At 65.7% G+C, this 14,218-nt stretch carries 8 protein-coding genes; 2 read left to right on the top strand and 6 right to left on the bottom strand.

All coding sequences use genetic code 11. The features are described from left to right. Positions 1–18: 18 nt before the first annotated feature. Both ACFSC3_RS06055 and ACFSC3_RS06050 read left to right on the top strand, forming a co-directional pair. On the top strand, positions 19–909 hold the full coding sequence (locus ACFSC3_RS06055; RefSeq protein WP_380939494.1) for a LysR substrate-binding domain-containing protein: 891 nt from the start codon (positions 19–21) through the stop codon (positions 907–909). A 49-nt stretch (positions 910–958) separates the two neighbouring features. Then, on the top strand, positions 959–2,143 hold the full coding sequence (locus tag ACFSC3_RS06050; protein ID WP_380939493.1) for a cation:proton antiporter: 1,185 nt from the start codon (positions 959–961) through the stop codon (positions 2,141–2,143). Between the two features lie 183 nt (positions 2,144–2,326). Here the strand turns inward: ACFSC3_RS06050 and ACFSC3_RS06045 are convergent, their stop codons facing one another. From ACFSC3_RS06045 to ACFSC3_RS06020, 6 genes are all read right to left on the bottom strand, one after another. Further along, positions 2,327–3,808, bottom strand: coding sequence for an MFS transporter (locus ACFSC3_RS06045; RefSeq protein WP_380939492.1), 1,482 nt, complete (start codon positions 3,806–3,808; stop codon positions 2,327–2,329). A 145-nt stretch (positions 3,809–3,953) separates the two neighbouring features. Beyond that, positions 3,954–6,005 (bottom strand): glycoside hydrolase family 97 protein, encoded by a 2,052-nt coding sequence (locus ACFSC3_RS06040; RefSeq protein ID WP_380939491.1) that lies wholly within the window; start codon positions 6,003–6,005, stop codon positions 3,954–3,956. Continuing rightward, the gene (locus tag ACFSC3_RS06035) at positions 6,005–7,630 is read right to left on the bottom strand and encodes an alpha-glucosidase (protein WP_380939490.1); all 1,626 of its coding nucleotides are present in this window, start codon (positions 7,628–7,630) and stop codon (positions 6,005–6,007) included. The genes ACFSC3_RS06040 and ACFSC3_RS06035 overlap by 1 nt, the downstream gene beginning before the upstream one ends. Next, a complete protein-coding gene (locus tag ACFSC3_RS06030) occupies positions 7,627–9,543 on the bottom strand; it encodes an alpha-amylase family glycosyl hydrolase (RefSeq protein WP_380939489.1) in 1,917 nt (638 codons plus the stop codon). The genes ACFSC3_RS06035 and ACFSC3_RS06030 overlap by 4 nt, the downstream gene beginning before the upstream one ends. Further along, positions 9,540–11,054 (bottom strand): tryptophan halogenase family protein, encoded by a 1,515-nt coding sequence (locus ACFSC3_RS06025; RefSeq protein WP_380939488.1) that lies wholly within the window; start codon positions 11,052–11,054, stop codon positions 9,540–9,542. Before ACFSC3_RS06025 ends, ACFSC3_RS06030 begins: the two co-directional genes overlap by 4 nt. Before the next feature lie 166 nt (positions 11,055–11,220). Then, positions 11,221–14,085, bottom strand: a complete 2,865-nt coding sequence (locus tag ACFSC3_RS06020) for a TonB-dependent receptor (protein WP_380939487.1) — start codon at positions 14,083–14,085, stop codon at positions 11,221–11,223. Between the last annotated feature and the right edge of the window lie 133 nt (positions 14,086–14,218).

The following is a 14,218-nucleotide window of genomic DNA, read 5'->3' as shown; positions in this document are numbered from 1 at the left end:
TTTTCCTATGGAGAACGAATGGACCCCGATTACGCCCTGTTTGCCACCGTCGTGGATAGCGGCAGCCTGTCCGCCGCGGCACGCACTTTGCGCATCTCGCCGGCGATGGTGTCGAAGCGACTGGCGCGGCTGGAGGCGCGCCTGGGCGTGCGTCTGGTCCACCGCACGACCCGCCGGCTCGCGCTGACGGATGCGGGTGAGCGCTTCCACGCCGATGTGACGCAGATCCTGGCAGCGATGCGGGCGGCGGAGGAACGGCTGACCGGCATCCGTGACACGCCCAGCGGGCCGCTGCGCGTATCGGCCCCGACCTCGTTCGGCCGGCTGCACATCGCGCCTGCTCTGCACCGGTTCGTCGATCGCTATCCGGCAGTGCAGCTTCACCTCGACCTGACCGATGGAACCGTCGATCTGTTCGCCGATCGCGTCGACCTGGCGATCCGTATCACGGCGCAGGTGCCCGCCAGCGTGGTCGCACATCGGCTGACTTCCAATCCGCGTCTGCTATGCGCAAGTCCCGCCTATTGCGCCGCGCACGGCGTGCCGCAGACGATCGCCGAACTTGCCGGCCGGGCCTTACTCGCGGCGGACGGGCAATCGCCGTGGCGGCTCGCCAACGGTCGGCAACGCCGCGCGATCGACGTGATCAGTCGTGTCGGCACGAACTCCAGCGAACTGGTCCGCGAACTCGCGCTAACCGGCGCCGGCATTGCGCTACGGTCGCTGTGGGACGTGGCCGATGCGCTGGCCGACGGGCGGCTGGTGCGCATCCTGCCCGACTGGTCGGGGCCGGACGACCTCGCGATCTACGCCCTTCATCCGCGCGCGCCGGCGACGCCGGCGGCGCTGACCGCCTTCATCGCCTTCCTGCGCGACACGCTCGATCCGCCGCCCTGGGGTGCGACTTGATCGCCGGCCCGGCACGCGCCAATCTCGCGGTTCGCGGATGGGGGGCGAGGTGAATACGACCGAGATTTTCCTGATCGCGATCCTCGTGATCTTCAGCGCGCCCTATCTGGTCTGGCGGCTCGGGCGGACCGACTATTGGGCGCCGCTGGTCGTCGTGCAGATCCTGTGCGGCATCCTGCTCGGACCCGGCGTGCTCGGCGCATTTGCCCCTGCCGTCTATGACCATGTTTTCGCCCCGCCGGTCATAGCCGCGCTGAACGGGATCGCATGGTGGGCGGTGATGCTGTTCGTGTGGGTGGCGGGGATCGAACTCGACCTGCACCAGGCGTGGGCGAACCGGCGCGAAACCGGAATCACCGCAGGGCTTGCGCTTGGCATTCCCTTGACCTTTGGGGCGCTCGCGGCGGCGTTCCTGCTCCGCTGGCCCGGCTGGTCGGGACCGAACGCGCGCGACTGGCAGGCGGTGCTCGGGATCGGCATGGCGTGTGCCGTCACTGCGCTGCCCATCCTCATCCTGTTGATGGAGAAGCTGGCGATCCTTCGCGAGCCGCTAGGCCAGCGGATCCTGCGCTATGCCAGCGCGGACGATATCGCGATCTGGGGCGTGCTCGCGCTCATCCTGCTCGATTGGGACCGCATCGGTCGACAGCTGGGCTTCCTGATCGCGTTCGGAGTCGCGGCGGTCCTGGTGCGGATGATGATGCGCAGGCTAGGCAAGGCTGATCGCTGGTATGTCGGGATCATCTGGCTGGCCTTATGCGGCTTCGGCGCCGACTGGTCGGGGCTGCACTATATGGTCGGCGCATTCCTGTCGGGCGCGATCCTCGACGCCGAATGGTTCGAGCTGGAGGCGATGGACGCGTTCCGCTCTGTCATCCTGCTCGTCGCCATGCCGGTGTTCTTCCTGTCGACCGGCCTCAAGACCAGTTGGGAGGGTGGCGGCCCGGCCGTCTTCGCCGCGGCGGCGCTGCTGTTGCTAGCGAGTGTCGGCGGCAAGCTCGCGGGGGTTCACCTGGCGGGGCGCATCCTCAAATGGCCGCGGCGGGAGACGCATGTGATCGGATGGCTGTTACAGACCAAGGCGCTGATCATGATCATCTTCGCCAACATCCTGCTGGATAAGGGGATCATCACCAGCGCGACCTTCACCGCGCTGCTGCTGATGGCGGTGGCGAGCACGATGCTGACGACGCCCATCGTCGCGCCGATGCTGAGAAGGTTGGGGGGCGCGTGATATCGATCCTCCCCTGCAAGGGGAGGTGGCGCGCGCAAGCGCGACGGAGGGGTGTAACCCATCCAGAGAGCTTGACACCCCTCCGTCTGGCTTCGCCAGCCACCTCCCCTTACAGGGGAGGATGTTACAGCGGCTTCCGATCGATCTGAGAATCACACCTACGCCGAGCGGTCGCAAATCCCGTCAGGCCTCCCGCACCCTTAATGTCGCAACCGCCGCCAGCGCCATCACCCCTGCGGCAAAGGCCATCGTCCAGATCGGCTCGGTCGGGAACAGGTGCCGCACGATCGTCCCCATCACCGTCGCGACCAGCAGCTGGGGCAGCACGACGAAGACGTTGAACAACCCCATGTAGATGCCCAGCTTCGCCTGCGGCAAGCTGGAGGCGAGGATGGCATAGGGCATCGCCAGGATCGACGCCCAGGCGATCCCGATCGCGACCTCGCTCAACAGCAGCAATTCGGCATCGCGGACGAACAGGAACGAGAGGAAACCAAGCGCCCCGATCGCCAGGCACAGCGCATGCGTCCGAACCGTCCCGATCGCCCGCGCCAGCGGCCGGAGCAGGAACAGCGCGGCCAGCGCCGCCACGCCGTTGTAGGTCGCGAACAGGATCCCGACCCAGTTCCCGCCTGCATTATACGCCGCACTTGCCGGATCACCGGATCCGAAGGCATATTGGGCGACCACGGGCGTCGTGTAGATCCACATGATAAACAGCGCCGACCAGGTGAAGAACTGGACGAGCGCGAGGCGCTTCATGATCGACGGCATGCCGGCGAAGTCGCCGACGATGTGGCTTAACAGATTGTCGCTCCGCCCCGCCGCATGCAGTCGCGCCACGACGATCCGCGCGATGCCGTATGAGATCAGCAGCGCGGCAAGGAGGTAAAGCTCCTTCTCCAGCCCGACCGCCGCGACCAGCACGCCGATACCAAGCCCGCCACCGATCCAGGCCAGCGCGCCCGCCGGGGATTGCGGTGTCGGTGGCGCAGCGGTGTCGACCGGACCGGTATCGTCGAAGGCGGCAATCTGTTCGGGCGAATATTCGCGCGTCGTCAGCACCGTCCACAGCACCGCCAGGAACAGCACCACGCCGCCGCCGTAGAAGCTGAGCCGTACCGTATCGGGAACCCCGCCCCCGCTCGCCGTATTCGAGACGCCCAACCAGTCGAGCAAGTACGGCGTCGCCGATCCCACCACCGCGCCCGCCCCGATGAAGGCGGTCTGGATCGCATAGCCCGCGGTATGCTGGTCCTTGTCGAGCATATCGCCGACGAAGGCGCGGAACGGCTCCATCGACACGTTCAGCGACGCATCGAGTACCCAGAGCAGGACGGCGGCGGCCCACAGCGCGGGGGCATCCGGCATGCCGAGCAATGCGAGCGCGGCAAAAACCGCCCCGCCGAAGAAATACGGCCGCCGCCGCCCGAACCGCCCCCAGGTTCGGTCGGAATAGTGACCGATGATCGGCTGGACGATCAGCCCGGTCAGAGGCGCCGCGATCCACAGAAACGCAAGGTCGTCGACGCTTTCGCCGAGCGACTGGAAGATGCGGCTCATGTTGGCGTTCTGCAACGCGAAGCCGATCTGGATGCCAAAGAAGCCGAAGCTGATGTTCCAGAGGCCGGCGAAGCCTTGGCGCGGGCGGCGGTTGATTGTCATTTTCGGTTTCCCACGGCTTTCGCAAAGAGCCGGCGCAATGCGCCCTCCCCGTTCGCTCTGAGCTTGTCGAAGGGCTGCCCTTCTCCTTCGAGCGAGGAAAGGCGGTGCTTCGACAGGCTCAGCACGAACGGGGCTGGGGCACCGATCATTTCCGCCGCTTACCCTTCGCCCCACCCGGCGCCACGAAGCGGATCGCCTGTCCGCCGCCCGGCGCCAACGCCAGCGTCAGCGTGTCGCCGCGCTTCACCGGCCTGCTCTCGATCGTGATCGCATGGCGATTGGGCGTCCGGTAATCGGCGTTCGGCCCGTCACGATAGACTTGCGCGGTGTAAGTCTTGCCGGGATCGAGGAAATCGAGGCTGATCGTCGTCGTGCGCGGCTGTTCGTCGCCGACCGACCCCAGGAACCAGTCGTTCGAACCCTTCGCCTTGCGCACGATCGTGACGTAATCGCCGACCTCGCCGTTCAGAACGCGGGTGTCGGACCAGTCCGTGGGGACATCCTTGATGAACTGGAAGGCGCCCGGATATTGCGCATAGGCCTCGGGTGTGTCGGCGACCATGACGACGGGTGAGTAGATGACGACATAGTTCGCCAGTTGCTTGGCGAGCGTCGAGGGGATGTCGCTGTTCTCGCTGCCCTTCAGGCTAACGATGCCCGGCGTGAAGTCCATCGGTCCGCCGAGCAGCTGGGTGAAGACCATGTTCGCCTCATGCTCGGGCGGGTTCTTGCCGGCCCAGCTCATATATTCCATGCCGCGCCCGCCCTCGCGCGCCACCCAGTTGGGATAGGTCCGGCGGAGCCCTGTGTCCTTGACCGGCTCGTGGCTGTCGATCGATACCTTGTACTTCGCCGCGGTCTCGACGACGCGCTGGTGATGGTTCACCATCCACTGGCCCTCGTGCCATTCGCGGTGCTTCGAGCCATCAGCATCGACGCGTTCGATCTGGCCGGCGTCGCTGACGTACCCGGTCTTCACCGTCCGCTCGCCATGGTCGGCGGCGAATTTGAACGCAGTGTCGAGCTGCTTGTCGTAATGACTGACCGAGCCGCCCGTCTCATGGTGACCGATGAGGCGGACGCCCTTGCCCCGCGCGTATTCCGACAGCGCCTTGATGTCGAAATCCTCGGTCGGCTGGCTGAAATTCATGTCGTTGCCGTTGCCGAACCAGTCGCCGTCCCAACCGACGTTCCAGCCCTCGACCAGCACCGACTTGATGCCGTTGGCTGCGGCGAAATCGATATACTGACGGACATGCGCGTTCGTCGCACCGTGGATCGGCCCGCGCGACCAGCTCCACACGCCCTTGATCATGTTCCACCAGACGCCGGCGAACTTGCCCGGCTCGATCCACGACACGTCGCCCAGCTTGTTCGGCTCGTTGAGGTTCAGCGTCATGCGGCTGGCATAATAGAGCCCGGGCGCATCGTCGGCGATCGCGATCGTCCGCCACGGAGTCGAGAAGCCAGCGTCACGACTGACCTTCGGCGCGCCGGAGCCGGGCGTCAGGTTTGCCTTAAACTTCGTGCCCTCGAACCGCTGAAGGTTCATTGCCGAATAATCGACCAGCGCCGCCTCATGGATTGCGAGATGCGTGCCGCTGGCCAGCTTGAACGTCGCGACGGTCTGTGCGGTGCCGACGCCCGAAATCGGCGTGGCGTTGTAGAGATATTCCTCGCGGTTCCAGCCGTACGCCGGCTTCCACCAGGCGACGCCATCCTCAGCGATAGCGAATTCGGTCAGTTCATCGGCGATGTTCGCGTGATGCAGATTGGGCTGGTCGGGGAGCGTGTAGCGGAAGCCGACACCGTCGTCGAAAATGCGGAAGGTGACCTGCATCTCGCGCTGGTCACGGACCTTTTCCTTCAGGCGGATGACGAGGTCGGTGTGATTGTCGCGGATCGACTGCCATTCGCCGAACGGCTGGGTCCAGGTCGTGTCGCTCTTCGAGGTCTTGGCGTCGACCAGCGCGAAATAGCGGTCGAGCTTCGGCGCGTCGGTGAACAGGAAGCCGAGCGCGCTGTTGGCGATCACCGGCTTGCCCTTCCGGGTGATGGCGTACGACGCGCGGCCGTCGTTATCGATCGACACAGCAACGGCGATCGACTTGTCGGGCGATGTCGCCGTCGCCACCACATCGGCCAACGCGGGCTGAGCGGCGACCAGCGCCAGCAGGCTCACGAACGTCCGGGTCATCAGGCACTCTCCCTTGCGATCAGCCCCGCGGGGCCGGTCAAATTCCATCCGTCGACTGTGCCGACACGGTCGACGATGTGCCAACGGTCTTTACCCTCCGGCGCCAGATCGACCGACTGCGTGCCGAAGTTGAAGGCGCAGCGCAGTACCTCTCCGGGCGCCCGGCGCTCGAAGACCAGCACGTCGTCGCTCGCGGTCAATATGGTCATGTCGCCCAGCATCAGCGCGTCGCTTGCGTGGCGGAGCTTCAACAAGCGGCGCGTGAGATTAAGCAGCGAAGCGTCGTCACTTTCCTGCCGGTCGACCGCCAGCGCCCCGTGATCTGGGCCGGTCGGCAACCAGGGATCGGCGGTCGAAAAACCGAACCCAGGAGCATCGCCTCGCCACGGCATCGGCGTACGCGCGCCATCGCGCGAAAGCGTCAGCGGCCAGTTCGCGATCGCCTCCGGGTCCTGCAATCGCTCGAAGGGCACGTCGACCTGGGTCAGTCCCAATTCCTCGCCATAGTACAGGATGATCGTGCCGCGCAGGCAGGCGAGCAGCAGCAACTTCATCGCGGCAAAGGCGTGGGCATCGCGGTCGCCCGCCCAGCGCGACACGGCGCGGGGGGCATCGTGGTTCTCGAACGCCCAACTCGGCCAGCCGATGCCGGGCGTGTCGGGCCAAGCCTCGACCGCCTCCGCCACGACCCGCGGGGTCAGCGCGCTCGCGTAGAGGAAATCGAAGCCGTAGGAGCTGTCCAGCCGGCCAGGCGCGGTGAACGCCTTGCGCTCGCGCTCACTGTCCGCCCCGCCGACCTCGGCCACGGTGAAGGTCGCGCCATAGTCGTCGAGGACGCCGCGCAGCCTTTCGAGGAACAGCGGGATATCAGGGTGCGACTGGTTATGGACGTGCAGCTGGAAATCAAACGACCGCGTTCGCACCCCATTACCGGTCGGCGCGGGCGGATTGTCGGTGAGAGCCGGGTCGTGCATCGAGAAGTTGATCGCATCGACGCGGAAACCGTCGACCCCGCGGTCCAGCCAGAAGCGAGCGACATCGAGCAGGGCGTCCTGGACATCCGGGTTGTGGCAGTTGAGCTGCGGCTGGCTGTTCAGGAAATTGTGCATGTAATATTGCCCGCGCCGCGCGTCCCAGGTCCAGGCCGGGCCGCCGAACACCGACTGCCAATTATTGGGCGGCGAGCCTTCGGGCTTGGCGTCGGCCCAGACGAACCAGTCGGCGCGGGGATTGTGCCGATCGCTGCGGCTCTCGGCGAACCAGGCGTGCTGGTCGGAGGTGTGCGCATAGACCTGGTCGACGATGACCTTCAGACCCAGCGCATGCGCGCGCGCGACCAGGGCATCGAAATCGGCAAGGGTGCCGAAGATCGGATCGACGTCGCAATAATCGGCGATGTCATAGCCGAAATCGGCCATCGGCGAGGTATAGAAGGGCGACAGCCAGATCGCATCGACGCCCAGGCTGGCGACATAATCGAGATGCGCGGTGATGCCAGCGAGGTCGCCGACACCGTCGCCGTTCGCATCGGCGAAACTGCGCGGATAGATCTGGTAGATCGCCGCCCCCCGCCACCAGTCGGCGGCGGTCGCGGTATCGGTGCGAGGCAGGGTCTGTACGGTCATTTCGAATCCGAGGCGCAAATGGAATAGCCGAGCGGCGGCAGCGTGACGGTGACGCTGCCGGGCGCGGTGGCGGTGGAGGCACAAGCGCCGGCGAGCGCGGCGAAGCGGGCGGAGGCGACTTCGACCTGCACCTGTCGGGTCACCTGCGTGGTCGAGGTGTTGAACGTCAGCAGTACTTCGCGCCCCGTCGCCGGATCGATGCGCGAAATGGCGAGAAGGCCCGGCGTGTCCTGGCGATAGCGGATCACCGTCGTGCCCCGCCGCAGCGCCGGCTCGGCACGCCGGATGCGGGACAGTTCGGCGATCTGGCGGAACAGCGCGCCATCGGAACCGAAATTCTCGGTCGCGGTGGTCCGGGTCGATCCGACCAGCCGGTTGTCGTTGTAGCTTGCCACCTTGCTGGCGAACATATCCTCGCGCGCGTCCTGATCGCCGCCATCGCCGGCAAAGCCTTGTTCGTCGCCCGAATAGATCGTCGGCACGCCGCGCAGCGTCAGCAGCATCGCGTTCGACAGCCTCACCCGGTCGAGGATCTCCGCTTCCGGCGCGGCCGGAAAGGCCTTGCGGATCGAAGTCGCGATCCGGCCGTCGTCATGGTTGCCGGTGAAGGTCGGCAGGATGCGGGCGGTGTCGGCGCCCTTGGCGTATATCGCATCGCCGTCGAACAGATGCTCGAACAGAACGGTACCCTGCGTGCCGGCGACCGTCGCCGCGACCGCTTCCTTGAACGCGAAGTCGAGCACCGCCGGCAGATCCGCGGTCCGCGTCCATTCGGCCAGCGCGGCGGGGCGAATGTCGTGTTCCGACACTTCGCCGAACATATGGAAGTTCGCGATGCCCTTGGCCTTGGCGCGTGCCTCCATCGCCGGGATGAAAACCCGCCAGAATTCCGGGTTCACATGCTTGGCGGTGTCGATGCGGAAGCCGTCGATGCCGTAGCGGTCGATCCAGCCGCCGAAGATGTCGATCATTCCCGCGACCACCCGCGGGTTCTCGGTCATCAGATCGTCCAGCCCGACGAAATCGCCCATCGTCGAACTTTCGTTCCGGTACGTCGTGTCGCCGCGGTTGTGGTAGAGCGTCACGTCGTTGAGCCAGGCCGGAACCTTGATCCCCTTCTCCGCCGCCGGGACCACGGGGGTATAGGCGTAGGACGGATCGGTCAGCGTCGCGAAGTTGTCGGCCGTGTGGACGCCGTCTCCCGCGAACCCCGGATTGATCGGCTGTCCCGTGACCCCGCCCCGGCGCTGGTACGGATAGTCGGCGCGGCTGCGATAGACACATTCGCTCCGCCCCGCACACTCGCGAATCTGGATCACGTCCGCCGTATGGTTGACGATGATGTCCATATAGACCTTCATCCCGCGCGCATGCGCGGCGTCGACCAGCGCACGGAAATCGGCATCGGTACCCAGATGCGGGTCGACGGTCGTGAAGTCGGTGATCCAGTACCCGTGATACCCGGCGCTCTCCTGCCCAGGCGCGCCCTGCACCGCCTTGTTCTTGAAGATCGGTCCGACCCACAAAGCCGTCGCGCCGAGCGCCTGGATATAGTCGAGCCGGCGGATCAGCCCCTTCAGATCGCCGCCATGATAGAAGCCCTTGCGCGTCGGATCGAAGCCGGTCTGGAGCGGCCCGCCCTTCAACCCGCCGCGATCGTTTGACGGATCGGCGTTGTCGAAGCGGTCGGGCAGGACGAAGTAGATGATCTCGTCCTCGGGCGGACGGGCGCGGAACTCGCCGCCCTCGCGGGTGCGAACGCTCTCCCCCGATCCGTTCGCCCTGAGCTTGTCGAAGGGCCGTTCTCCGATACTCCCGCCATTCGCTCGCGGCTCCAAGAGCGGTGCTTCGACAAGCTCAGCACGAACGGGGGATAAGTTGGCCGCCAGAATCAACGCCAGGGCCAGGCTCATGCCGCCACTCCTTCCGCCGCTGCACAATAGCGTGCGATGAAATCCGCATGTCCGGGCATCTGGGCTACCTCACGGGCGTTCAGTTTCGGCAAAATGTCGAGAAATTCCGCCACCTGCTCCGCCGGCATCGCATCGGCGAGCGGATGCCAGGTGTCGGGCATGACCCCCTGCCCGACCAGAACCTGCAACCAGCCGACTTCGGTGAACAATTCCTCATGCTCGCGCGTGATCTGCGCGGCGGCTTTCCACAGGTCGAGCTTTGCCCGCAGCGTATCGGGCAGCGCCGTCTCTCGCCGCTCGCGCCAGAACGGTTCGTCGCGGCGGTTGGCGACATAGTGAAGCAGGATGAAGTCGCGGATACGCTCATATTCGAACACAGCCTGTCGATTATATTCGTCGCGCTGGACCTGTGCGATGCGGCGGCTGGGGAGCAGCTTCAGCACGCGTTCGATCGCCGACTGGATCATGTGGATGCTGGTCGATTCGAGCGGTTCGAGAAAGCCCGACGCGAGGCCGATCGCGATCACGTTCGCCTTCCACAACTCGCGCCGCCGCCCGGTGACGAACCGCAGCGGTCGCGGATCGTCCAGCGGGGTGCCGTCGAGGTTTGCGAGCAGATGATCGCGCGCCGCATCGTCGTTCAGATGCGCGGAGCTGTAGACGATCCCGTTCCCGGTCCGGTGCTGGAGCGGAATGCGCCATTGCCACCCCGCACCGTGCGCGGTGGCGCGGGTGTAGGGCGTGAAGTCCATCGCACGCACCGACGGCACCGCCATAGCCCGATCGCACGGCAGCCAGCGGGTCCAGTCCTCATAGCCCGCCCCGAGCGCGCCTTCGATCAGCAGCGCACGGAAGCCGGTGCAGTCAAGAAACAGGTCGCCCTCGACCCTGCGGTCGCGATCGAGCGTCAGCGCCGCAACGTCGCCACTCTCCCCGTCCCGCTCCACATCGACGATCCGACCCTCGACCCGCGTCACTCCACGCGCTTCGGCGAACCGGCGGAGGTAGGCGGCGTAGAGGCTCGCGTCGAAATGAAAGGCATAGGGCATGTCGGGCAGCACCGACGCCGTCCGCGCCGCCCCGCGCTGCATCCGGTTAGCGAGCGCGGCCACATTGTTCAGCGCATAATCGCCCAATGGTCGGGCGACGCCATCCCGGACACCCCGCAGCCATGTGTGATGAAACGGGATCAGCCCGCTATCGCGCCCAACGTTGCCGAAGGCGTGCATGTAGCGCTCGTCCAGTGCACCCCAGCCGACGAACTCGATCCCGAGCTTGAACGTCGCTCCGGTCGCGCGGACGAATGCATCCTCGTCGATACCCAGCGCTTGATTAAACAGCCGGATCTGCGGGATCGTCGCTTCACCGACGCCGACGATGCCGATCTCGTCGGATTCGACCAACGTCACGGTGAAGCCGTCACCCAGGAAGCGCGACAGCGCGGCGGCACACATCCACCCCGCCGATCCGCCGCCGGCGATCACAATGCGGATCGGTGGGTTGGTCGTCATGTCCGCGCTCCCGTCTGACATCCGCCTGAGGATCACAGTACCCTTCCCTCCCCGTTCGCCCTGAGCTTGTCGAAGGGCTGCCCTTCTTCGTGCGTCATGCCTCGCGGCACGAAGAAGAAAGGCAGTGCTTCGACAGGCTCAGCACGAACGGGCAGAGCGCAGGTCGTTAGAACTTGTACGTCACGCCCAGATAATAATCGCGCGTGTACCGCTGATATTCGCGCACCAGCCGCGGGTCGCTCGCCTCGCTGGTGACGAACGGCTCGTCGGTCAGGTTCTTGCCCTGGAGCAGGATCGACAGGCCGGTCAGCGGCCCCGACTTGAACTCGTACCCGATCTGCGCGTCCAGCACGCCTTCGGCCTTGCCCTGACGGAACTCGGGGTTGGCCGACAGACCCGCCAGCTCGGCGAGGAAGCTGGAGCGGTAGCGATAGGTGACGCGCGTCTGGAACCCGCCCTTTTCGAAATAGCCGGTCGCGGTGCCGACCCACTTCGACTGGCCCGGGATGGTGATCGCGGTCGTCGGATTGGAGCCATATTTGATCGCGCTGTCGACATAGGTGCCGGTCACGAACACGCCGAACCCGTCGAGCGCGCTGGTAAACATCCTGAACGGGAGCGATGCCGTCGCCTCGACCCCCAGCACGTCGCCGCCGCCCGAATTGGTCGGCTGTGAGACGAGACCGAACTGCGCGTTCTGGCTGCGGATCGTCGCCTGCTGCGCCGCGCTCAACGCCGGGAGCAGCCCGGAGAAGTCGAACAGGGTCGAGCTCGACGGATCGACGAAGTCGGTCAGGTGCTTGTAGAAGCCGGTCAGGGCCAGATAGCCGCCGTCGTTGAAATATTTCTCGACGCTGATGTCGATGTTGGTCGACTTGTACGGGCGCAGGTTGATGTTGCCGCCGTTCGAGCTGAACGGGCTGTTCTGCGGCAGGCTGCCGCGACCGATGTTGGACGTGTTGATGCCCACGTCCTGCGTGATGCGCTCCTGATCGAGGCGCGGGCGGACCATCGTCTGCGCCGCGTTCAACTTGACGTAAAAGTCCGGCACCAGCTCGACCGACATGGTCGCCGACGGCAGGATGTTGGTATAGCTGGCCTTGCCGGTCACCGGCGAGGTCGTAACCACACCATTCAACAGGCTGGCGATTGCGCCGTCCGAGCTTTGTTCGGTGTGGACGACCTGGACGCCGATCGTGCCCTTCAGCGGCTTGCCGCCGGCGAGGCCGTCGATGACGATCTTGCCGTACCCGGTCCAGACGTTCTCGGTCACGACATTGTCGCGCACCAGCGACGACGGGCGGTTGTCGTAGACCGAATTCAGCAGCGCGTAGACCTTGAGCGGATCATAGGTCAGCATCTTCGGCACGCCGAGGTAATCCAGGCTCACTTGCCGATCGAGCAGCACGTCACTGGGCACCGCCAGGCTGGTCGGCGTTCCGCTGGACACGGTGCAGTTGGTCCCCGCGCCCTTGGGACAGAGGAAATAGGAGGTGTAGTTGCTCTCCTTGCTGCGACGGCTGAAGTTTCCGCCGATTTCCCAGCCCTTGATCACGCCCAGATTGCCGAACTCGCCGTCCAGGCTGGCGCGCAGCGACTTGAGGTCGTCGGTGAAGTCGGGCTGGTTGAGGAAGCCCGCCTGTACCACCGCGGCCGTGCCGTTATAGCCCCACCCGCGCGGATCGGTCAGGCGGATGATACTGGTGTTCGAATAGTCGAGCGTCGGCACGATGTCGTAGGTGCCGTCGCCGTTCTGGCTGATGCGGATCGTGTCCTTCGCGCCGCTGGCGTTGTAGCCGGTGCCCGAATAGGTCTCCAGCAGGAAGTCGGTGCGGGTCGCACGGCTCCAGCTGGCATCGACCTTCAGATGCGTCGTCTCGGTGATCGCGAAGTCGTTGTTCCAGCCGAGCGACAGGTTCTCGGCCTTGCGGCGGTTATAGTCGTTGCGCTGCACCGCGACGACGTTGCTGATCGTCGCACCGGTCACCAGCCCGTTCGACACGGTATAGCCCGGCGCGATCACGGTCGTGCCGTTATTCTGCGTGCCCGACCAGTCCGGGTTCACCGGGAATTCGATGCCGCGCAGGCGCTGCGTTTCCTCGAAGTTCGAATAGAGCGCATCGAAGGTCGAGTGGAAGCGATCCGACGGACGCCATTCGATCGTCGCGACGCCGCCATAGCGCTTCAGCAGGTTCGACTGCACATAGGGCTTGGCACCGCCCAGGATCAGATTGCCGCCCGCCTGCGACGCGTTGGGGAAGCCCCACGCGGCGTAGCGTTCGATCTGGGTCGGGGTCTGCGTCGCCGACGCGCCGATCGCGATGCCCAACGTGTCGTTCGCGAACTGATCGACATAGGTCGCGGACGCACGATAGCCGTAGCGGGTGCCGTCGGGGTTCAGCGTCTTCTTGTCGTTCATCTGGCCGCGCGCGGAAACGACGATCGTCTGCTTGCCCTGGTCCAGCGGGCGTAGCATCCGCAGGTCGACGGTGCCCGAGATGCCAGCGGCGATCAGGGCGGGGTCGGCGCCCTTGTAGACGTTGACGTTCTGGAAGAATTCGGACGGATACTGATCGTACTCGACGCCGCGGTTGTCGCCGACCGTCACCTGCTCGCGCCCGTTGAGGAGTGTCGTGGAGAAATCGGGGCCGAGGCCGCGGATCGACAGGCGCTGGTCGCGGCCCTCGAGGCGCTGGGCGGTGACGCCGGGGATGCGGGCGAGCGAGTCGGCGATGGACACGTCGGGCAGCTTGCCGACGTCCTCGGCGGACACGGAGTCGACGATCATCGTCGCGTTGCGCTTGGTGCGGGCCGATGCCTCCAGCGAGCCGCGGATGCCGGTGACGACGATCTCGGCGGCCGTCTCGTCCGACGTCGTACCGGGCGCGACCGGGCCGCTCGGCGGGTTTTCGACCGGCGCGTTCTGCGCCTCCTGCGCAAGCGCCGGCGTGGCGATCGACAGCGCCAACACGCTCGCGCCTACGATCAGAGCGCCGCGCCGGCGCATCGACATGTTGCTGGAATACCGCATGAAAGTCCCTCTCCTGACCCGGCTTCGCGCTTTCTTCGTCGCGTGCCTCGGGCACCACCCCCACGGGTGGCTGTGTCCCACGATGTGGATCAGGCGCAGGTTTTGGGGAAGCGGACGGCATACGTATTCAAGT

This window comes from Sphingomonas floccifaciens, assembly GCF_042681125.1.
GTDB classification, from domain to species: domain Bacteria; phylum Pseudomonadota; class Alphaproteobacteria; order Sphingomonadales; family Sphingomonadaceae; genus Sphingomonas; species Sphingomonas floccifaciens.
The sequence above is the reverse complement of the archived record's forward strand: the minus strand, read 5'-3'. Positions and strand labels throughout refer to the sequence as shown.